We start from the raw sequence: 22111 nt of genomic DNA on the forward strand, positions 1-22111 counted from the left end.
AATATATATATTTTAAGATTGTTAATCAATAGGAAAAAAGTTAATGGAAAAGTTGGTAATACTATCAAGGTAATTCAGGAAGATACGAAAAATGCTTCGATGTCTATGGATGAAGTTAAAATTGCTGTTTATCTACAATTACTGCGGCCATGAAAGAAATGATCTCCGGGTCTGAAGAGATTTCAAGGAATAACGGAGCTGAGCAGCTTTCTGATACAGCCGTAGATCTGGCGAAACAGACTGAAGTGCTGGGGGGTTGGTGGGGCAGTTTAAGCTGGAATAGAAGTAAATATTGAGACCGTACTGGGAACGGAGGCTCCATACATCCTGGATGACAGTACATCGTCTTGTTGCTATTTTTGAAATTGAAAAACTAATGTTGCAAAATAACATATTATTTTGTATACTATGGTATGCAGAATAGGCCTTTAAAATTTATCAATAGAATCAGTGAATCGATTATTAAAAAAGATTTCCAGTCGAAAAAAATAATTTTGATTCTCGGAGCGCGGCAGGTTGGTAAAACAACATTGATCCGTCACATTCTTGAAGATAAAAACACATCCTTTTTAAATTTCGATATTAAAATTGATAAAGATCGTTTCCTGGCGGCTTCTGTACTCAATGCCGAAGATGCTATGACTGTATTTCATAGACCTGATTTTCTGATAATAGATGAAGTCCAAAGGCTTCCGGAAGCAGCAGGGATAGTTAAAGGCTGGTATGATTCCAATCTTCCCGTTATTTTTATTCTTTTAGGTTCATCAAGCATACAAATAGCAGATAAGGCTGCTGAAAGCCTGGCCGGCCGTAATAGAAAACTAATTCTGCCGTCCTTAACATTTTGGGAAATTATTCGTGCCCAATCATGGAGTCATGGATTTTCTGCAGAGCAGGTGCAGCAGCAATTCCCTGAACAAATTGAAACATCTTTATTAAACTGTATGGCTTTCGGCCATTATCCGGAAACCGTTGGTAATTCAGATAAGCGGCCCTATCTGTTGAATTTGACTTCAGATATTCTTTGGAAAGATTTTCTTCAGTTAGGTTTAATAAAAACGCCTGAATCATTACATCAGCTTTTAACATTGCTGGCACATCAGATCGGATCAGAAGTTTCGGTGAATGAACTATCTAATTCTACCGGCCTTGCCAGAAAAACAGTAGAACGGTATTTGGCTTTGCTTGAACAGGCATTTATTATTTTCCGTTTACCTGCCTTCAGTACAAACCCAAGGAAAGAAATTTGCAAAAGTAAAAAAATATTCTTTTGGGATACGGGAATTCGTAATGCCCTGTTAAACTCTTTTTCTACCAGTGAAATGAGGCCTGATATCGGTGCTCTTTGGGAAAATTGGGTCATAGCTGAATTTTCCCGACAGAATTTATTGACCGGCCGGTATAAAAAATTATATTTTTGGAGATCCAGATCAGGAACTGAAGTAGATTTAATAATTCAGCAGGATGACCGGATACAGCCGTTTGAAATTAAATGGAATCCCAAAAAACGGGCAAAACGTGCATTTTTTGAACAATATGGAGTAAAAGTGCAAATTATTAATAAATTAAAGCCATTGTTTTTTATTGATAAAGCCGCGGCCTGCAGTCTGCCGGCCGGGATTAAATAACTGCGATTGGTTTTGAGGATGTCCATTTTTTTACTTACTTGGAATAAACAAATTTTTGTCCTACCATTGTCGGCACGGTGTTAAAACTTTTGAAAGATATTGATGCTTTGTTTTTCTTGCATATTTACCAAAATCATCAATATATGTATCCATAATTCCTCGTTGAATTTTTTGACACAATATGATATCACGGGAAGTAATGTATTCCTTTAATTTACCGGATTTTTCTCAATCAGCAGTCCTATGAAATATTGAGCGAAATTATTCAGTCAGTGGCCCTGTCATATATATGATCAATCAGATTACTGCGGCCACGAAAGAAATGAGCTTCGGGTCTGAAGAGATTTCAAGGAATATTGACAAAATAAATTCGGTGACAGGGTGCGCCTTGGCGTATTTTTATAACAGCAATGCTGTTAAACCTTCAGTTTTCCCGTTTTCTCAGATACCAGCTTATTATAAAAAATGACCCGAGGATTATTATTAGAAGAGTAAGTATAAATGTAAACAGAAAAAAGTTCTGGCCTTGTATGTTAAAAAAGTACATCCCTGCAATACCCAGCAGACAAATAATTATCCCTCCCACTAATTCCTGTTTCCATGCTAAAAAAATCAGTACAAGAAGGACAAACCACGGCAGAGCATTGGGGCTGTTTTTAATAATTCCACTCACTCCTCCGCCGTTATTTTCAGATCCTGAGAACAGTGCAAATACAAATACCAGAATTCCTAAAACAAGCAGAAAATATCTTGCAGTATTACGCAGGATATTTGCAGTTTTAATACTCCTGTTATTTTCCATAATTAATTCTCCTTTGTCAAAATAGCGACCTGTCTCCCTGCCAAATCATACACAACAACTTTAACCTTGCAGAAGCAAAGCGGCGTGGCAATCTCCAAAATTGAACACGAATGCAGGAGATTGCTTCTTCCGGCACAATGGCAGGGTTAAAATTTTTGATACAGCCCCAATACTTTGTTTAGTCTGTTCTCTGCATATAAAGATTCTGCAAATTGCCGTCAATATACGCCTGTACTGCATCGTCAATTACAGGTTTGTCAGTTAAGACAACATCAAGCCCTGCACTTTTAAAGCTCTCGTAAGCTCCTGATCCCATGCCGCCGGCAATAAGAACATCACAATCGGAAATTTCCGCAGCCATCATTCCATGCCTGCTTGCTGCTGCAGAACCATAACCGTGACGCCCTGTAGCATCTAAATGCGGATCATCTTCTGCGTGATGTTGAGGCTGCTGTGCAAAATGCCCTGTACCGCGCTCGCGCATCTCTTTTCCCTTTATTTCCTTGTCTTCAACCGAATAAATTTTGTAATATCTGGACCTGCCGAAATGCTGGCTAATACTCTCTCCGTCATTTGTTACCACTGCAATTTTCATGTTATTACTCCTGTTAGTTTTAATGAAAATAATTCCGTTAGCTATATCCTGGTTTCCCAATAAACCAATGGGTCAGAATGTTTTTTAAAAAAACGACTGGCGCTGCTCAAACCAATCCCTGAGTGACTCTGTTGTAAGATCAAGAATTTGAAATACCCTGATATCAGCTATACTAAAATAGAGAGTTACCCCCTCTTTACGTGCTGAAACAAGGCCCACATTCCGCAGCATCATAAGATGGCGTGATACTACAGAAGCGTCCAGTTCCAAAACATGTATAATGTCAGCAGAACTCTTCTCCCCTTCCTTCAGAAGCTCAAGAATTTTTATTCTCTGGCCGCTTGCAAGGGCCATAAAAAATCTGCTGCGAGGATCCGCCATCAGGCACATCATCGGCCCACCCATTCCCAATTTATTCTTTTTAATTCCACGCGGCATAAACAGCTCCATTGCATTATTGCATCATTGTGCAATAAAGATAACAAAACACACACCGTTTGTCAAGAACTATTTTTTTGCACCAACACAAAAAAGACATCTTACAGGACACTGTGCAAAAGCCGGGTTATTAAGCAACGATTACCGTTACAAGCTGATTCCGATTTATCGGGGAGTTTTCAGGAGAAATATGTGTTATGCGATTATTTATTTTACAACGGTGAGTATATGAGGCGTTGGGCGTTTTATTGCACCAACTTTTCAATTTACTATGCCGTTTGTTTATATTCATAATCATTCGATTTAATAACTTATTGCCCAATGCCTTATATACATTGTTCTGTGCTGGGTTTCTTTCATTATTATCATTCTTTTTTTTATTGTGCAATATGTGCAATTTTTGTGCAATCATTTTTTTAATTCATAAAAACTTCCGGCTCCTCGTTTCCCGCTTGATATTAAAATATCCTTTTCTAACAATTCAGACAAATCATTACTTGCTGTATTTCGTGAGCAATTATTTAATGTTTGATATTCTTTATTAGATATTTTCCCTTTTTCTTTCACATATAAAACTGCTTTAATCTGTCTTTTGTTAAGATTAAGATTTTCAAGATTTTCTTTGTTAAAAATGTCTTTATTAAATATTATCCAAAAATCACTTCCTTCACTTTTAAATTCAGGTGTTGGTAGTCCGTGTTTTTTACTTTGTTCTATGATTTTTATAGTTCCTCGTCCCCAAGCTTCGATATAACCAGCTCTAAAAAAAGCGTTTGCAATATCTGGATTACGAGGTTTTGAAGAATGTTTTTGTAGCAGCTTTTTAACTGTCCAATTTTCAGGTAGTCTGCCTTCATTCCAAATCATCAATTTATCATCATAAACACTTATTTGTATTGGATAGCCATAAGCATAATCCTTATGTGCTATTGCGTTTAGTAATGCTTCTCTAACAGCATCTTTTGGATATTCGTAAGTTTCTACTCGATGAATACCTTCATATGAAATTATTGCTTTAATGTATTTGGTAAACAGAATTTCAATAGTTTTTTCAACTTGTTCGAATAAGTTTCCGTGAACTTCATCTTGATAAATTAATTCTGTGTCTGATTGAAAATATCCAATTTTCACAAATGCTCCTGTTACAAATTTTTCAGGGTCAGAGTGAAAAAGTAAAACAGCAGCTCTTTTAAGTAATGATTTCTCTGTTAGTTTTAAATTTTCAAGAATATTTTCGTCATTCTCATTTAAAATACTTTCGTCAATTCTTTTACTTTTAACTGCTCGTTTTGTGAAAAAATTTAATGTTTCATCTTTTAAGTCGGTTGCTGAAATTTTTGGAATTGGCACACTATCCCAAGTTTTACCTCTCTTTTCAAGTAAAAATTTATCCAACGCAACACCTTTTAGCTCTTGTTTAGTACTTCCACTCCTGTAAAAATATTGACCTTTGTAATTAACAGCAAATGGTTATGGTTCAACAATGATTTCAAGATATTCGCCTTTTCCTGTTTTATGCAAGTTTACTTCAACTAAAATTCCAAGAATATCTCTTACTTTATTGGGTATGTCTTCAAGAAATTTTTTTGAATTTTTCAGCCCGACAACTTCACCTTTGTCATTTTTCCCGATGAATATTTTTCCTCCATTTGCATTTGCAAAACCGCAAATCCATTTCAGATACTCATCTTTCCAAATTTCTTTCCACTCAATATTTTGACTTTCTTGCATTTATTTTCTTTTCCTACAAAAATATTGTTTTTATTTTAGTTTATAGAATTATTTACTGATTTTTATTGCTATCATTTCTCGTCAGGCCACCTTACCCCCAACGACCACTTGTAAGCGTAGTGCGGGATTAATGCACTTCACTTTCAATTTGCACCGCCGTTTATTAAATCTTATTTCGTTCATTATTAACACTTCACCCGCATTACGTTTACAATTTGTTGGCAACAGTAATTTATTCAAGTAAATATAATAATCCTTTTGCAAAAGTTTTTCTGGAATTTGACCAGTCGTGCCATCCGTTGAATTCTATGTATTTATAATCGTATTTTTTATCTTCTAATACTCTGACCATTCTGCGATTACTCCCCAAAACTTGATTTTCCTGTAAACCCCAGTCTAAGAATATTTTTATATTTCTTTTCTCTTCCGTCATAAACTTCTCTATTAACCAATCAGTTCTTATCCATTCACCTTTTATTTCTTCAAGTTCTTTATCCCGCCAAAAAGAGCCAGATTGCGATAATACTTTTCCAAAAATATCGGGGTTGTAATATGAAATATAACTGGCACACAATCCGCCATAACTCATACCGCCAATAATATTTTCATCGGGTTTTGTACTTAAATTATATTTTTCTCTGATTATTGGTAAGAATTGTGTAGTAAATTCATCTTTAAAATCAGAATTTAGAGAAAGGATTACGCCTCTCGTGCTACGAAATGTTCCGAACATAACAGCAATCATCGGTTTTATTTTGTTCTCAACAATTAGATTATCAAGAATGTTTGGCACTTCAATACGGTGCAAATACATAAATGCATCAAACAAATAAACTACCGGGTATGATTGTGGGCGGTTTTTATTATAGCCGGGTGGCAAATACACATAAATATTTCGTTCTCTGTTAACAACCCTATCTGTGTATTCCAGAGTATCAATTCGGCTTCCAATATTGCTGTGTTTTTTAATATTCAAATTAGGTACTTCTTTTTTCAATTCAAAAACTGAGAATGTATATCCTTCAATCTCACCGGTAGGTATTCTGTCCGGATTGAATTTATCAATTTCCTTGTGTTCTTTCCCAGTGATGGTATTCTTGATTATAAAACGATATGAAAAACAAATATCTACTGGAACTTTATAACATCTGTAATGAAAAGGGGTATTACCTAATTTGTGCAAAGTCATATCACCAAATCTATAATCACTATAAATGCCTTGTACTTCAAAAGAAATTTCAATGTTTTTATTATCGGCTTTATACAAAAATGTGATATATTTATAATCGGTATCTAATGTGTCATCTTCTATAAATGGCAAACCGGATTTTTGAGCATTGACCCAAAGATTTTTAATCTCAGTTTTTAGGGTTTTATTGTCTGATTTCAATAAAGTCTTAATTATCGGGCTGATGGTTGTGTATGGTCGATTAATTTCGGCAAACCGAATTTTCTTTTCTAATTCTGTATTGTTTACGCTTGTTTCATTTCGACATGCACTAAAAAACAAAATCAGAATAAAAAGGATTAAAAAATTTTGTTTTATCATAATTTATTATTTATTCAATTTGATTATTTTTTAATATTATTGATGGATTTCAGTAATATCGTGTTCTCTATTCAATAGTTGTCATTCGTACTTCTTTTATTGTTGCCAACGACTGTGTATACTCATTGTTGTTATCCCTTCAAATTGGGCGAATAACAACAATTGTTGATATCTCTTCTTTATCATTCTTTTTCTTTCCTTATTCAAAAAAATCATCCATTGGATTTTCTATTTTATCAATCGCTTTGTTTAATTCCTCGATTTAATGCAGCAGCGACCGTATCGTGTCAATAAATACTGCAGTAGCATCAACAAGAGGTTCAACTGTTTCCGCATCTAAAGATACGAAGTCAATATAGTCCCCTTCCTGACGCAGATCAAACAACCGATTATAAAGACGTCCGTTTTCTTTTGTCACTATACCTGTTTTAACATAATGCCGGTTGAATAATGCCTTAACGCCGCTGTGTTTAGTCGCCGTATGGTTATCCCGCACCAATAAAGCAGAAACAGTGTAAAAAGCCGCATAGTAGAGACGGTTAGCACAAGTATTCCAATGTCCTATATTTTGCATCAGACGCGCTTCTTCCAGCGTTTCTGTTGCTCGTTTCAAACGGTAGGCAATCAACGCCTGAAGGTCTTCTGCCCTCATATAGCAACCCCGTAGCTTTCGACCTGTTGACGCAATGGAACAACCGCGTAACGCTCTGACAACCATTCTTGTTTGCTGCGAATGATACTGCTCAGTACTGTGTCGGTCTCCAGTTCTATATCATACAAACAATCTTTTATTTTCGTCTCAAGTATTCTGTCTACCGGAATAGGCAGCAATATCAGAAAATCCCAGTCGGAGTCGGATCTGGCTGTACCTGTGGCGCGTGAACCATATAAGACGATTTCCGCATCAGGTACTAAAGCCTGAATAGCAGTTTTCACTTGCTTGAGTAAAGTACTTCTTACGATCTCCTGTGCCATTTTTTTGGTCCTTATTCTCTACATTATTACTAATTCCCGGAAGACTTGTGCAAACTACATATCATAAACTCTTCAACAACTCTTTCATATATCCCATCTATTCCAAATCTTCCCCTATATGAAAATATATGTATTCCTTAGCAAACTTGCAAAATCTAAAATCTCCAATCAGCATCAATCATTCAATCCACACCCACCCAAACACACTTTCCCCGCTCTGCAAAGCAGTCTGAAAATATAAAATCAGAATAAATAGTTTGTTTTCTCAAGGCAAAGCCTGCACAAAAATTAAATATCGGATATGGCTATCCCTTTTACAAACTCTTCTCTTTAGAATGGACATAAGCAATGAATATAAAATTTATGAGAAGATCTGGTTTATTTTATAAAAATTATATTAGAAAATCAAGCAAAAACAGTTTCTGTTATTCCTTTCCAAGCACAGCTTTCATCAAAACAGCTGTGTAAGGATTCCAGGTTGACATTGTAAAATAAACAGTCAGTCTGTTTTCCGTATCAACAGCAAGATTTTCGAACTGATAGGGCCCGTATTCTCCGCCCCACACATTCTCCCGTCCCGGATCATGTACGCTGTCCTGGTGTGCATATTCCCAGCTTACATGCATAAAATGCCCGTAACCGTTATCATCCCACGGATCAAAAACAAGCTGAACTTCAGACCAAGGGCCCCACGGATAGTCGGCAGCACGCATGTTAATTCCTCTGGGGTTCATATTATTGTAAAGCATAATCCACTTGCCGAAAACCGGATAATAAATTACAGAGAGTTCTCCTATTCCGGACTGTTCGAATAAAGGCGCTGCATTGGATTCATTAAAGCTCCACTGTGGTATATTTGATTTGTTCATACCCGTAAAATAGCGGATTGAAGACGGGTTTTCAATATCATCTGATTTCTGGCATGCAAGATAAACCCGGCTGTTTCTGTATTTTCCCGTACCGAACAGAACCAGGCCCTGTCCGCTGTTTACAGGGAATCCTTGCCACAGGGCAAAATCAATTTTAATTAAAGAGATATTTATAAAATGATTTTTAGACACATCACATAAATACTGAAAAGAAAATCCGTTATTATCAGACCTGGCCAGAACAGTACTGCCCATGGTTTTTGTAATATCATTCCAGTCAGTTGTATGAAAGATGTACATTTTTCCGTTCAGGCTCACTCCTTCCACAGGAACTTCATATGCGCCCTGATCTATGCCAGGTATGTTAATGGGACGGTAATGGCCGTTAAGATCCCGAATAAAAGTGAGATTAAGTCCGTTTTCAGGATTTGTATCAGTGGTAAAAGCAATTGCATCGTCATCAGGAACCGCACCACCGAAACTGTCGCCAAAAAGAAGATAAGTTTTTTCATTGTGCTGAAACGGAATACCCAAATCCGTTGAAACAAGGCCGTATCTGTTTTTTGTTTTGTTGGCGGTTGAATCCTGTTTTTCTCTGTCAAAATCACCTACTAATTGTTCGATTTTTTCTGTCCGTGAAATAACTGTTATTCGGGAGGTGTTTTCCGGTTGGCTGGTACCTGGAGAACATGATAATATTAATAAGAGAAGCAAAATAAATACAATCATACTTTATCCCATGCTTTTAACAAGATAAAATTTATTTATAATAAAATCAATTATATGTTGTTTCTTACTGGAAAGACTTAATATTTTTTTGTCCGGCCTCTCTAAAATCTCCGCCCGGAAATGCGATGTAGGGGCGAACGGTCGTTCGCCCTCAGCTTCCAGATAGAACCCGGAAGAACCTGATAAACTCAAAGACGCACTTTCATCAATCTCCTGGAATTTGTCACAACATTTATAGAGCTGAATGCCATAGCAGCCTCTGCAAGAACCGGATGCATCAGGCCAAGCACTGCGAGAGGTATCATTACAACATTGTAGAAAAATGCCCAGAACAGATTCTGCTTTATTTTTTTAAATGTAGCCCTGCTCAGGTGTACTGCTTTTGCCACGCTTTCAACATTTCCTTTAACAAGGACAATATCGCCGGCTTCAATTGCAATATCAGTTCCTGTGCCGATTGCAATACCGACATCAGCCTGAGTAAGTGCAGGCGCATCATTAATACCGTCACCAACCATTGCAACAATTTCACCATTTTGCTGAAGCTCTTTTACCTTCTCTGCTTTTTCATTCGGCAAAACATTTGCCATAAATTTTTCAATACCTACAAGAGCTGCAATAGCTTTTGCTGTTTTTTCGTTGTCCCCTGTAATCATAACAGGTTTCATACCGAGGGATTTAAGCTTTTCCACAGCTCTTCTGCTGCTCTCTTTTATAGTATCTGCAACTGCTATCAATCCCATGACCTGATTATTTCTTACAACAATTACTACACTTTTTGCCTGTGATTCAAGTTCTGCCTTTTTAACAAGAAGAGGTTCAGACAGTGGAATCCTCTCGGACTTCATAAGCTCCTCTGTACCCGCAAGTACGGAAAAATTGTCAATTACTCCTTTTATTCCTTTTCCCGGAACTGCTTTAAATTCCCGAATTGTTCCTGTTTCTATTCCTTCGGCTCTGCAAAACTCAACAATTGCCATAGCTACCGGATGTTCTGATCCTGTTTCTGCTGTTGCTGCGGTTTTAAGCATATCTTCCCTTTTAAAATTGCTTGCTGGAAAGATATCCGTAACTCCCGGTTTTCCTGTTGTGACAGTACCTGTTTTATCAAGGACAATTGTTGTAACATCTTTCATCCTCTGAATAGCAGAGCCTTTCCGTATGAGAATGCCGTTTTCCGCACCCTTTCCCGATCCGACCATAAGAGCTGTAGGTGTTGCAAGGCCGAGAGCGCAGGGGCAAGCAATTACAAGTACTGCAATAAAGGAAAAAAAAGCCAGAGCAGCAGCAGACATGTCAGGATTTACCCACGGGAGAATAAGAGATCCTTTTATTATAATTCCATGGAAAAACTCTGGAAACAGGAGCCAGAATCCCAGAGTCAATACTGCTATAAGCAGGATTACAGGCACAAAAACAGCAGTAACTTTGTCTGCAACTGCCTGAATAGGCACTTTTGAAGTTTGGGCCTCTTCAACCATACGAATAATCTGGCTGAGAAAGGTTTCTTTTCCAAGCTTTGTGGCCTTTATTTTCAGGAGAGAGTCAATATTTATTGTAGCTCCTATAACACTGTTGCCTTGAGTTTTCTCTACAGGCATGGATTCGCCTGTTGCCAGAGATTCGTCAACAGAGCCCATACCCTCAATTATAATTCCGTCAGTTGGTATCTTCTCACCGGGCTTTACAATCATAATATCATTTTTCTGCAGAAGAGAAATCGGAATGGTCAATTCTTTTCCGTCCCTTTCAATTCGGGCCTCTTTTGCTTCGAGAGTCAGCAGCCTTTTAATAGCCTGAGATGCCCGGCCCTTGGACTTTGTTTCTATGTATCTTCCGGTCAGGTGGAATGCCATAATCATTGCACCGACACCTGTAAAGTTTTGGAATTCCGGAACAACGCCGGCAAGGTGCAGAATAGCTGCAATTCCAGTTGAAAAGGAGGACAACGTCCCCATTGCAATAAGTACATCCATATTGGGAGAAAGATTTATCGCAGATTTCCATGCACTTCGGAAAGTTTCTTTTCCGGGAATAAAGAATACCAGTGCAGTAAGAACAAATGTGGCTATGGCTGAAAATGCAGGGCCGAAAACTTGTTTTCCGAAAATCATCTCAGGGATCATAAGGAAAATCACAGGAGCAGTAAATGCCCATGCAAGGAGCATCTTTGTTTTTGCCCTGTTAATCTTTTTTTCATCCAGGTCTTCCTGAGCCTGGCTGCTTTTATCTTCATCCTTTAATACAAGTTTATATCCTTTTTTTGACACTGCTTCTGCAAGTGCATTAAATTCTATCCTATCAGAGTTAAAAACAACCTTTGCTGTTTCAGTTGTAAGATTGACTACTGCATCAATAACGCCTTCTTCGGATAAAAGAGCTTTCTCTACAGTTGATACACACCCGGCACAGTGCATCCCCTCTACAGAAAAAAACGCCTCATTTTTTTCCAGATCCTTCAGTTTTGCCTTGTACCCGGCTTTTTCTACAGCCTTCTCTATCTCATGAATACTTACCATGGATTTATCAAAATAGAGATGTGCTGATTCTGTTATAAGGTTCACTGCTACATCTATAACGCCGTCTAATTTTTTAATACTTTTTTCGACTGATGAAACACAGCCTGCACAGTGCATGCCTTCAATTATAAGATTGATTTCATCTTTGCTGCTGATTTTATCCTGCATTGTTTTTCTTTTATCAATTTCTTTCTCTGAATTAATAAATTTTTCAGGATTAATTAAAAATTTATTTTTGCATGAATCAGAGCAGAAAAAATATTTTTTATTTCTATATATGGAAGAGAGTGCTCTGTCTGTGTCTTTCACTGTCATTTTACAAACAGGGTCTATATGCATAAATTTTATCCTTATTAATTGCAAGTTATGATTGAATTCTATTTTTCATATCAGCATTAAATAAAATAATAGGGATATTCTTTTGATAGGAAATAAAATCTTTATCGTTTGTAAATATTGGTAATTTATATCTTGATGAAACCGAACAAATTAAAAAATCAGTATTAGATCCCTGAATACCTTTCTGTCGATTAATGTTGAAATATTCTGCGGCAAGTTCATAATCTTCCGTTTCCAGAAATAAATCAGGAAATGCTGAAAGATATTTTTTAAGATGGTCAAATTGATTTTTTATTTTAATGCCGGATAAAATCTCCTGCCTGATTGGGCCAATCATCTGTACAAGGGCATCATTTATTAAATCTTTTAGAACTGACACTGAGGGATCCTTATTATTCCGGTTTCTTCGTAACGCCAGAGACCAGATGCATGTATCAACAAGGATCTTCATTTTACGAGCCTCTGTTTTTTGTAATTGTAATTTTTGTCATATTCGATTTTACCGAATAAATTTATAATATCAGATTGTCGATGCCGTTGAATATATTCCTTTAAAGCCTCAGTAACTGCTTCTTTTTTTGTTTTATGTTTACCGATTTTTTTTGCTGTTTCTATCAGAGAATCGTCTATTGCCAGATTTGTAGCCATTTTAATTTCTCCTTGTGTCTTGATAATTTCTACACATTAGTATACACAATTAACTGTGTAACATCAAGAAGATTTTTTAATATAACATCAGCTTAATCCAATAATAATTTCAACAGTGCAGCCGGCAAGTTTGCCGGCCACACTGTTTTGCCAAAGGGTTCAACCTTTGAGGGTTCTATCTGCCTGCCATGATTGCTTCAACATCAGAAGCAGCATCTCCCACAGGCTTAATATCAAATTTTTCTACAAGTACATTAACAACAGCAGGAGAAAGAAATGCAGGAAGCGTAGGCCCAAGCCTTATGCCCTTAAACCCGAGATATAGAAGAGCAAGAAGAACTGCAACCGCTTTCTGCTCATACCATGCTATATCAAAGGAGATGGGCAGGTCATTTACATTTTCCATACCGAAGATTTCTTTGAGTTTAAGGGCAATAACTGCAAGTGAGTAGGAGTCGTTGCACTGGCCTGCATCCAGAACTCTTGGTATTCCTCCGATTTCTCCGAGGTTTAATTTATTGTACCTGAATTTTGCGCATCCTGCAGTAAGTATTACAGCGTCTTTTGGAAGGGTTTCCGCCACTTCTGTAAAATAATTTCTCGATTTGTGGCGTCCATCGCATCCTGCCATTACAACAAACCGTTTAATTGCGCCTGTTTTGACAGCATCAACAATCTTATCAGCAAGAGCAAGTACCTGATGATGTGCAAACCCTCCTATAATTTCGCCTTTTTCTATTTCCACAGGCGGCTGACATTTTTTTGCCATATCAATAATCTCGGAAAAATCTTTCTGCCCGTTTTCTTCTCTGTCCGAAATGTGTTTTACGTTAGGGAAACCTACGTTGCCGGTTGTAAAAACTCTTTCTTTATAAGAATCTTTCGGAGGGACCAGACAGTTTGTTGTCATAAGTATAGGGCCATTAAACTGCTCAAACTCCACATTCTGTTTCCACCACGCATTTCCGTAATTGCCGACAAAATGTTTGTATTTCTTAAAAGCAGGATAGTAATTTGCAGGAAGCATCTCGCCATGGGTGTAGACATCAACTCCGGTGCCTTGTGTCTGGTCCAAAAGTTCCTGCATGTCTTTTAAGTCATGGCCGCTTATTAAAATACCGGGATTGTTCCTTACGCCTATATTTACCTTTGTAATTTCCGGATTGCCGTAAGTTTCAGTATTTGCTTTATCAAGAAGCGCCATTGTGTCAACTGCAACTTTACCGGCCTGAATAACAAAGTCAAACATTGTTTCCTGAGTAATATCCTCAGTTGTTGATTTAAGCGCATTCATAAAAAATCTGTATATGGAATCATCCTCATATCCAAGGACATACGCATGTTCGGCATATGCAGCAATGCCTTTCAATCCTATAATCAACAGTTCCCTAAGAGATCTGACATCCTCGTTTTCCGTTGCAAGGACAGAGGCCTCTATGCTCTTAGAAAGGAACTCTTCAGCTGTTGAACCAGCCCATGTTGCCGAGTCATGCATAATTTCTGTGAATTCTTCTCCGGTTTTTTCGCGGTAAGATTTAAGGAAGTGTTCTCTTGCATTATCTCTTAAATCAAGTGCTTCTCTTATAAGCTCTGCAAGCTTTTCATCGTCAAAAGTTACATTTGTTATAGTAGTAAAAAGGCCTTTTGCAACAAATCTTCCATGCTCCATGATATTATCACCAATCTCATCACTCTTAAGCCCCCAGATTGAAATACCTTTTAAAACATAAATTAAAACATCCATAAGATTGGCTGTTGTGTCATTTTTCCCGCACACTCCTCTTACTGTACAGCCCTGATTTTTTGCGGTTTCCTGACACTGATAACAAAACATACTCATATTTCTGCTCCTCTGTGATTTTTTTTAGATTGCATTATCGCTATTTCTATATATTTAATATGTCTATCCATTCTTCCTGCAGTATTTCTCCTTTTATTGATACAATTACTACTTTTACGGGAACCATTCTTATTGCTTCAGACATGGCCTTTTTCAAAATCTGAATCATGCCTCCACAGCACGGCACCTGCATTATAAGTACCGTAATTGTATTAACCTTTGCTTCATCAATCATTGTTTTCAATTTTTCAACATAGATTTCTCTGCCTCCGTCAAGTTTTGGGCATGCAATTGCAATTGATTTTCCTTTTAACCACTTGGTATGGAAATCCCCGAGAGTAAATGCAGTACAATCTGCAGCGAGAAGAAGATCCGCATTTTTGTAGTACTCTGCAGTCGGCATTGCAAGATGAAGCTGTACAGGCCAATGTGCAAGATATGAAGGGCATTCCGCAGATTCAAAAATTTTGTCTGGTTTCCGATCAATGCTTAAGCTGATACTGCCCGGGCATCCGGATAGCTTCACTCTCTGATGGCTGCGTACCGTATGTTTTTCTTCAGGCAGTTCTATCCGTTCTTTATCAAGGTAATGTACTGCCTGATTGTACAATTCGGTTTCTCCGTGGTCATTCAGATGTTTCAAATGTGCGCGTATTGTATTTGCACCGTGATGAACAATATTCTCCATAACCTTATCTTCGTTGTAAGGTTCAGCTGCTCTCTCTTCAATTGTAATAGCTCCTTCAGGGCAGTGTCCGAGGCATTCGCCAAGCCCGTCGCAAAAAATGTCACTTACAAGACGGGCCTTATTGTCTATTATTTGTATGGCATTTTCCGGGCAATGGGGAATACATAAGCCGCATCCTGTGCATTTCTCCTCGTCTATTTTGATGATTTCCCTTTTCACCCGATTTCCCTTTAACCAAAAATAAATTAGGATTTCTTTCTTTTCGATATTAAATTATATAAATAAGCAGTATGAATCCTTGATATGGATCAAGAAAATCAAATATAATTGAAAAACATGCAATCTTTTATGTGAATTCTATGGATACATTTAACATCATAAAACAAACACCGCTCTTTAAAGCCCTTTCTGAAGAGATGGCAGAATCTCTTGCAAATATTGCCCTTAAAAAAAGAGTATTAAGAAGAGAAATAATATTTTATGAAGGTGATCCCGGATATTCCATTTACGTGCTTATCAGCGGACAGGTGCAGCTGTATAAGACGAGACCCGGTGGTAAAGAAATTGTTGTAAAGATGATCAAAGAGAAGGAAATGTTCGGAGAAGTTATCCTTTTTGAAGAAAACAGTTATCCCGTAAGCGCAGTCGCTCTGTCAGACAGCTCTCTTCTTATGCTGCCAAAGCATCAGTTTTCCTGTCTTCTTGAGAAGCCGAGATTCCGTGAAGAATTTATTACCGTACTAATGCATAAAATGAGGTATCTTACAAATCAGATACAGTACCTTGCAAGTTATGATGTTGAGGAGAGGCTGTTCCGGTTTTTTAATGAACATTTCGGCAAAAAAGATAAATTCAAAATAGATATTTCCAAAAAAGATATTGCTTCAATCATAAACACAACTCCCGAAACTCTCTCCCGAGTCTTGCTGAGGTTAAAAAAAGAAAATAAGATTGACTGGGACGAAAGCACAATAACCATAAAAAAAGGCTGAAATCAGATTAAGCAGCCAACAGAGCAAATATATTATTCTTGCACCCCCCCGTTAAAGAAGATGCAGTAACCTCACTAAAATTAATGGCTTTAAAGCAGATATCCCGTACAGCTAAATTGAATACTGAATATAGAGTAGCGTGGCAACATAACAAAAAAACATCTGTATATATACTTCATGCAGGCGCAATTGAGATTAAATTTTCGGGGGGTGCAAGTTTTTAAATAAAAAACGTTGATTTTAAACAGATAATTTGATATTATTTATACAGAGAAAATAATTTTTCTATTATAAAATTACTATTGATGAATCCAGGAAAATTAAAATGACATTCAGAAAGTGGGTTAACAAGCTTAATGAAACATATATGAGCGGATATACATGGGACATTTATAATGATTCACTAATTAGTGATACATTAACCCGGGATCAAATACTGGCCATACAGTGGCAAAAGCTTACAGCCATTATTAATCATGTATATGAGAACGTACCTTTTTATCGCAGGCAATGGAAATCTCTCGGCATACACCCCAAAGACATTCATGATTTCACTGATTTCAGCAGTAAAATACCCATTGTCACCAAAGAGGATGTCAGAAATAATATTGAGCTGTTTTTTGCAGATAAAATTCGCCCCGGATTATACAAAGTTAATACATCAGGATCAACCGGAATCCCCGGCACATTTTATCATGACAGTTATTCACGCAGTTATGCAATAGCAATGCGATACAGGGGCAGAAACTGGTGGAATGTATCCCCAACCGATAATGAAATCAGAATCTGGGGAAGATCAACTTCTTTCAGCCCCTCCCTGAAAGTACGCACAAAAGACAAACTTAAACGATTTAAAGATCGTCTGATAGGCGTCAGATATTTATCTACTTTTTATATGCATGAAGAAAAACTGGATTACTGGCTGAATGCAATAAGACAGCATAATCCTGTCGTTATTTTAGGATATGCCTCGGCCATTTATACTTTTTCAAAATACCTTAAAAATAAAAATATCAATCTTTTTGACCTACCATTAAAAGTAATAACATACACCTCAGATTCTTTCTATGATCACCAGAAAGACTTAACACGCCAGGTATTTTGTAAAAATATTGCTTCTGAATACGGATCAGTGGAGATTGGAATTATCGGATTTGAGGCGCCTTGTGGAAATATCCATATAATGGACGACGCTGTATATCTGGAAAGCATAGAATTTAACGATGAAAAAAATCAATTAGTCGTAACAAATTTAGAGAATTTTTCTTTCCCTTTAATCAGATACCATACTCAGGACACAGGAACAGTATCTCAAAAAACATGTTCCTGTGAAAGTCCTTTAAACATAATGCACCTTGAACAGGGCCGTATTTTTGACTTTTTTTATAATGCAAAAGGTGAATTAATTGATCCTGCCAGCATTGACCACGCTGTAAACAGGCCTTTATACACTGAAAAAGGATGCCGGAGATATCAAGTTATTCAGCAGACAATGGATCAGATTGATGTAATAATTGAATCTTCTTTTCCTGTCTCTGATAATGCAAAAGCAGCTATTATAAATAATCTTAATAATCTGATAGGCAAAGATATTTCTGTCAATATTTTCCGGTCAGATCACATAACACCCGAGAAGTCAGGGAAGTTTAAATTTATTATTTCGCATTTGCATTAAAAATATATTTTTACGTTATTATTAACTGGGAAAAACGGATAACCGAATGTCAGAAAACAATAATAAAAAAACTCTTTATCAAGCAGTACGGATAATATCAAGCATAGGGCTTATTTCAATTATCTTATTAAAAACAAATTTTCATGATCTATTCAAAGTAATTAAAACTGTAAATCCGGTTTTTCTTCTTCTCGCAATGTTATTCATGTTCTGTGAAATACTATTAATGTCTTTAAGAATGCACTATTTGTTGAAAATAAAATCAATGAAGGTACCTTTTTACGCATTAATAAAATTTAACATGATGGGAAGTTTTGTCGGCAATTTCCTGCCCACAAAACTTGGCGTTGACGGATTAAGGACCTATTTTCTTGCAAAATATACAAAACAGACAGTGCACAGTATTTCACTTATTACATTTGATAAATTTCTTAATATTATTGTTGTTACAATATTTGCTACTTTAAGTTTTGTCTTTGCAGGCTATTATAAAAGGTTTCCCTCATTCGGGGTCCTTATTTTAACAATGATTACCGGAATATTTTTGGTTTTGTTTCTTGTAAGAGAGAAATCCGGAATAAAAGTAAAGGACTATTTAAAACGTAAAAAATGGTCTGGAAAAATTGTTGCTTTTATTAATGAGTTTTCAGGCTCTTTTGCACAACTACACTACAATAAACACAAACTATTGATAATTTTTATCTTAGGTATATTTTTTCAAATAAACCGAATTATTACAACGTATTTTTTTGCAAGAGCAGTAAATATCAATGTTGATTTTATGTATTTTTTTCTCATTGTCCCCATAATAATGATTCTTGGCATGCTGCCATTCTCTTTTGCCGGAATCGGAATAACTCAATTCAGCGCAGTCCAGTTTTTTAAGCTTGTGGGAATACAAACCGAGTCTTCTCTTGGTTTTACGATGATTATATATTTCTCCAGAATTGTAATTGCCTTTCCAGGGCTTTACTTTTTTTACAAAGAAGGCATGGGCACACTTATGGAATCTGTTTCCAAAATCGGTAAACAGTGGACAAAAAGAAATGAATCTGATTCAGAATGATACCGGGCTGTTCAAAATATTCACATTTAAAAGAGGCGGCTTTATAAGGCCGCCTCTTTTAAATTTTGATTCTTAAGTTTCCTTAATCTTTTTATCTTCTGATTTCTCAGCTTTTTTCTTCTCCTTCTCAGGGGGATTAAGCAGCTTTACCCTATCTTTAAGATGTTCTTTTATCTTCAGATACGGCACGCCTTTTTCCCACCATTCCGGAGCAGGAGCATCTTTTAAATAATGGTCAAAAAATTCTTTCATCCTGACCATATAATCTTTACGGTTTTCCATCTTTCTAAGGCCATGATTTTCACCTTTATACTCCAGCAAAACAACGGGTTTTTTAAGCCGCCGCAGAGTATTAAAATATTCAATCCCCTGATTCCAGTCAACAGCTCCGTCCTTATCATTATGAAGAATAATAAGTGGAGTAACAACCTTTTCAGCATGGTATACAGGTGAGTTTCTTGTATAAGCATCAAGATTATCCCAGAAACCGCCGTAAAATCTGCCCTGGCTGGATTCAAAAATAGCCATGTTTCCGCCTCCTGAATTCCAGTAGATAGAGGAATACATACTTATCATATTTGTAAGAGGAGCACCTGCTACTGCTGCTTTAAATATCGGTGTCTGAGTAATATCAAAAGCCGTCTGATAACCTCCCCATGAATGCCCATGAATTCCGATATGATCTTTATCAACAATTCCGGTTTTAATTGCAGCTTTTACAGCAGGAACAATACATCCTGCAGAAGACATCCCCGGATCATTTATCTTAAAAGTAATGTCCGGAGTCAGAACCGCATAACCATTACTTGTGTAAAACGCTTGATTAAAACCTCCCCATGCTATGCCGGGCATAGGATAGTTATTCGCTCTCTGGGACAGTTTTTCGTACATGTATACAATTGTAGGATAACTCTTGCCCTTTTCGTAATTAGCAGGCAGGTAAAGTGCTCCCTGCAGTTTTTGTCCGCGGTCATTGATAAAATCAACAAGCTTGACTCCTGCAGACCAGCAGAACTCTTTTTGCTGAGGATTTGCATTTGTTATACGTTTTCCGTTCTGCAGGTTATTGCCTGCAACATAGTAATCCGGAAAATCATGATTCGTTTCTCTTGTGTAAAGAAAGACATTTTGGTTCTTTGCTTTAAGAAGCCTGCTGAATGAAGCATTCCCCCACAGCAGCCTCTTCGGTCCCGGCCTGCCTTTGTCAATTTTCACAATTCCCTTTTTTTTGGTCCATTCTCCGTATACGGTAAAATACTGAGGTTTTGAGAAATCAACTCCCTTTTCTTTGTGATAAATTCTGAAACGATATTGATAGCGCAGAGAATCTTTTCTGCCGTTAAGAGTAAGATTTACTCCATGCCCTCCGTGAACCGGTACTGACCAGATATCCCAGTTATCGTTTAAAAGAACGCCCTTGCCGTTTTTTAGCCACGACATAAAACGCGTGGGAGGATTCTTTACGTTGTGATCATCTTCCGTATTAATAAAAGAAACAGGAAGATTTTTTGTTATATTGTATGATCTGGAATTTAGCATATCATAAGTATAAAAATTCCCTTCTTTATAATAGATAAAATGTGTACCATCAGGAGAAGGGCTGTAATCCCATCTGCTCTTTTTTAAAACGAGTTTACGCTTTCCTGTTTTAAGGTCCAACACATATACATCTCTGTAAAAGCGGCCGTCAAGATTGCCCATTAATTCATAAGCGTTGTCATCATATCCAAGTGCATAATGTCCCTTTGGAGCTGCTTCTACTCTTCTTATATCATCATCTGCAAGACGGAAGAATTTTTTCTCTTTTACTCTGTAAATTGAGAGATAACTGTATTTCTTGTCTCTCTGCTCTTCCACCCACTGCTGAGACTGGAGTCTTTTATCCTTCCAGTGCCAGATAACCATGTCTGGCAGTTTGGGTTCATCTTCCTTCTTTTCCCCCATTTCCTTACTGCCTTTTTTATCTTTGCCTTCCTTCTTGTCTTCAGCCTCTTTTGCTTTCTTTTTCTCCTCTTCTCTCTTCTTTTCGGCTTTATCTGTCAGCTCGGTTTTATTTATCCCGAAAATAATTGCAGAGAGATCTTCTGTCCATTCAGGGGCTCTGTTATGGCTGATAGTCATATTTTCAGGAAAGGATGCGTCTTTGAGCGGATTATAAACTATTTTTACAGGGGATTTTTTTGAAAAATCACAGAACCCGATTAGTGTGTAGAGTTTATCCTTGTAATCTTCATTTTTCTTGCCTTTAAGCACAGCAAAAGCATCACCCTTTTCTGTCCAGCTTAATTTTTCAAAAACTGCCATATCATTATCAAGGGACTGCAGCACTCCTGTGTACATATTTCGCAGAAGAATACCGTTGCCTTTTTTACCTTCAGCATCTACAACCATTGAAAGCCATTTACCATACTTGTCAAATTGAAACTCAGAGATGCTTCCAAAAAACAGACTCTTGCTGTTATTAAGATTGTAAAGAAGCAGCCCTGCCCCTTTTGCCTTGTCTTTTGATTTTGAAGAATTCTCGGATGAATACTCTTTCAATGCTATCCAGTCAGGATTTTCTCCTGAAAATTCAAAATTCTGTATTTTATCAAAAGTTGTGTCTTTTCCTGTAGTTAAATTTACAAGACACAACTTATCGTAAAGTTTTTTCCTCGTCTTTTTTGATGCTTTAACTGCTTTTGTTGCAGGAGATATTGCAAATGCCGCCCACTTTGAATCAAATGAAAATAATATTTTTGTGCCGTACCCCTTTTTACCTGCTTCAAATTTATATTCAGTTGTATCTGCAGTATTTCTTAATATAACTTTACTATCGCCTTCATTAGGTGATAAAACATATCCGAACCATTTGCCGTTATTTGATACTATTGCCGAACGAATACTTTCCCATTTTGCAATATCCCAGATTGCAAGTGGCTTCTTTTTAATACTCTGCCCTTTTTCCGCAAAGACTGAAAGATTGAAAATAAATAAAATCGCCAGTAAAATTGGTAAATATCGCTTTCCTATTCGTTTCATTTGTTAT

General features: G+C 36.9%; 18 protein-coding genes and 1 pseudogene. 5 read left to right on the forward strand and 14 right to left on the reverse strand.

Annotation, left to right across the window (positions count from 1 at the left end; genetic code table 11):
* The first annotated feature begins 149 nt into the window (after positions 1-149).
* Both J7K93_04315 and J7K93_04320 read left to right on the forward strand, forming a co-directional pair.
* On the forward strand, positions 150-296 hold the full coding sequence (locus J7K93_04315; protein ID MCD6116218.1) for a hypothetical protein: 147 nt from the start codon (positions 150-152) through the stop codon (positions 294-296).
* A gap of 117 nt (positions 297-413) precedes the next feature.
* Positions 414-1628: an ATP-binding protein gene (locus J7K93_04320; GenBank protein ID MCD6116219.1), complete on the forward strand. Its 1215-nt coding sequence runs from the start codon at positions 414-416 to the stop codon at positions 1626-1628.
* Positions 1629-2052: 424 nt separating this feature from the next.
* Here the strand turns inward: J7K93_04320 and J7K93_04325 are convergent, their stop codons facing one another.
* The 13 genes and pseudogenes from J7K93_04325 to J7K93_04385 all read right to left on the reverse strand — a co-directional run bounded on the left by J7K93_04325 (position 2053) and on the right by J7K93_04385 (position 15569).
* Entirely contained in the window at positions 2053-2430 is a 378-nt protein-coding gene (locus J7K93_04325; protein MCD6116220.1) for a hypothetical protein, read from the reverse strand.
* Between the two features lie 178 nt (positions 2431-2608).
* Entirely contained in the window at positions 2609-3025 is a 417-nt protein-coding gene (locus J7K93_04330; protein MCD6116221.1) for a dinitrogenase iron-molybdenum cofactor biosynthesis protein, read from the reverse strand.
* Between the two features lie 84 nt (positions 3026-3109).
* The gene (locus tag J7K93_04335; protein MCD6116222.1) at positions 3110-3463 is read right to left on the reverse strand and encodes a winged helix-turn-helix transcriptional regulator; all 354 of its coding nucleotides are present in this window, start codon (positions 3461-3463) and stop codon (positions 3110-3112) included.
* A gap of 408 nt (positions 3464-3871) precedes the next feature.
* Positions 3872-5194 (reverse strand): annotated as a pseudogene (locus J7K93_04340) (putative DNA binding domain-containing protein).
* A gap of 232 nt (positions 5195-5426) precedes the next feature.
* On the reverse strand, positions 5427-6743 hold the full coding sequence (locus tag J7K93_04345) for an esterase family protein (protein ID MCD6116223.1): 1317 nt from the start codon (positions 6741-6743) through the stop codon (positions 5427-5429).
* Between the two features lie 262 nt (positions 6744-7005).
* On the reverse strand, positions 7006-7395 hold the full coding sequence (locus J7K93_04350; protein MCD6116224.1) for a HEPN domain-containing protein: 390 nt from the start codon (positions 7393-7395) through the stop codon (positions 7006-7008).
* The gene (locus J7K93_04355; protein MCD6116225.1) at positions 7392-7718 is read right to left on the reverse strand and encodes a nucleotidyltransferase domain-containing protein; all 327 of its coding nucleotides are present in this window, start codon (positions 7716-7718) and stop codon (positions 7392-7394) included. Before J7K93_04355 ends, J7K93_04350 begins: the two co-directional genes overlap by 4 nt.
* A gap of 425 nt (positions 7719-8143) precedes the next feature.
* A complete protein-coding gene (locus J7K93_04360) occupies positions 8144-9316 on the reverse strand; it encodes a DUF4185 domain-containing protein (GenBank protein ID MCD6116226.1) in 1173 nt (390 codons plus the stop codon).
* 188 nt (positions 9317-9504) lie between these two features.
* The gene (locus J7K93_04365) at positions 9505-12174 is read right to left on the reverse strand and encodes a heavy metal translocating P-type ATPase (protein ID MCD6116227.1); all 2670 of its coding nucleotides are present in this window, start codon (positions 12172-12174) and stop codon (positions 9505-9507) included.
* A 25-nt stretch (positions 12175-12199) separates the two neighbouring features.
* Positions 12200-12625: a PIN domain-containing protein gene (locus tag J7K93_04370; GenBank protein ID MCD6116228.1), complete on the reverse strand. Its 426-nt coding sequence runs from the start codon at positions 12623-12625 to the stop codon at positions 12200-12202.
* Entirely contained in the window at positions 12622-12822 is a 201-nt protein-coding gene (locus J7K93_04375; GenBank protein MCD6116229.1) for a type II toxin-antitoxin system VapB family antitoxin, read from the reverse strand. Before J7K93_04375 ends, J7K93_04370 begins: the two co-directional genes overlap by 4 nt.
* Positions 12823-12997: 175 nt before the next feature.
* Positions 12998-14656 carry a hydroxylamine reductase gene (gene hcp, locus J7K93_04380; GenBank protein ID MCD6116230.1) on the reverse strand — a complete coding sequence of 553 codons (1659 nt, stop codon included), beginning with the start codon at positions 14654-14656 and terminating at the stop codon, positions 12998-13000.
* A gap of 52 nt (positions 14657-14708) precedes the next feature.
* Positions 14709-15569, reverse strand: a complete 861-nt coding sequence (locus J7K93_04385; protein MCD6116231.1) for a 4Fe-4S binding protein — start codon at positions 15567-15569, stop codon at positions 14709-14711.
* Positions 15570-15709: 140 nt separating this feature from the next.
* Between J7K93_04385 and J7K93_04390 the strand changes: the two genes are divergently transcribed.
* From J7K93_04390 to J7K93_04400, 3 genes are all read left to right on the forward strand, one after another.
* Positions 15710-16342, forward strand: a complete 633-nt coding sequence (locus J7K93_04390; protein ID MCD6116232.1) for a Crp/Fnr family transcriptional regulator — start codon at positions 15710-15712, stop codon at positions 16340-16342.
* Between the two features lie 325 nt (positions 16343-16667).
* Positions 16668-18017 carry a phenylacetate--CoA ligase family protein gene (locus tag J7K93_04395; protein ID MCD6116233.1) on the forward strand — a complete coding sequence of 450 codons (1350 nt, stop codon included), beginning with the start codon at positions 16668-16670 and terminating at the stop codon, positions 18015-18017.
* A 46-nt stretch (positions 18018-18063) separates the two neighbouring features.
* The gene (locus J7K93_04400; protein MCD6116234.1) at positions 18064-19083 is read left to right on the forward strand and encodes a flippase-like domain-containing protein; all 1020 of its coding nucleotides are present in this window, start codon (positions 18064-18066) and stop codon (positions 19081-19083) included.
* A gap of 72 nt (positions 19084-19155) precedes the next feature.
* On the opposite strand, the gene J7K93_04405 is transcribed toward J7K93_04400, so the two are convergent.
* Positions 19156-22104 (reverse strand): S9 family peptidase, encoded by a 2949-nt coding sequence (locus tag J7K93_04405; protein MCD6116235.1) that lies wholly within the window; start codon positions 22102-22104, stop codon positions 19156-19158.
* Positions 22105-22111 lie beyond the last annotated feature (7 nt).

The organism is bacterium, from assembly GCA_021158245.1.
In the GTDB taxonomy this organism is placed as follows: domain Bacteria; phylum Zhuqueibacterota; class QNDG01; order QNDG01; family QNDG01; genus QNDG01.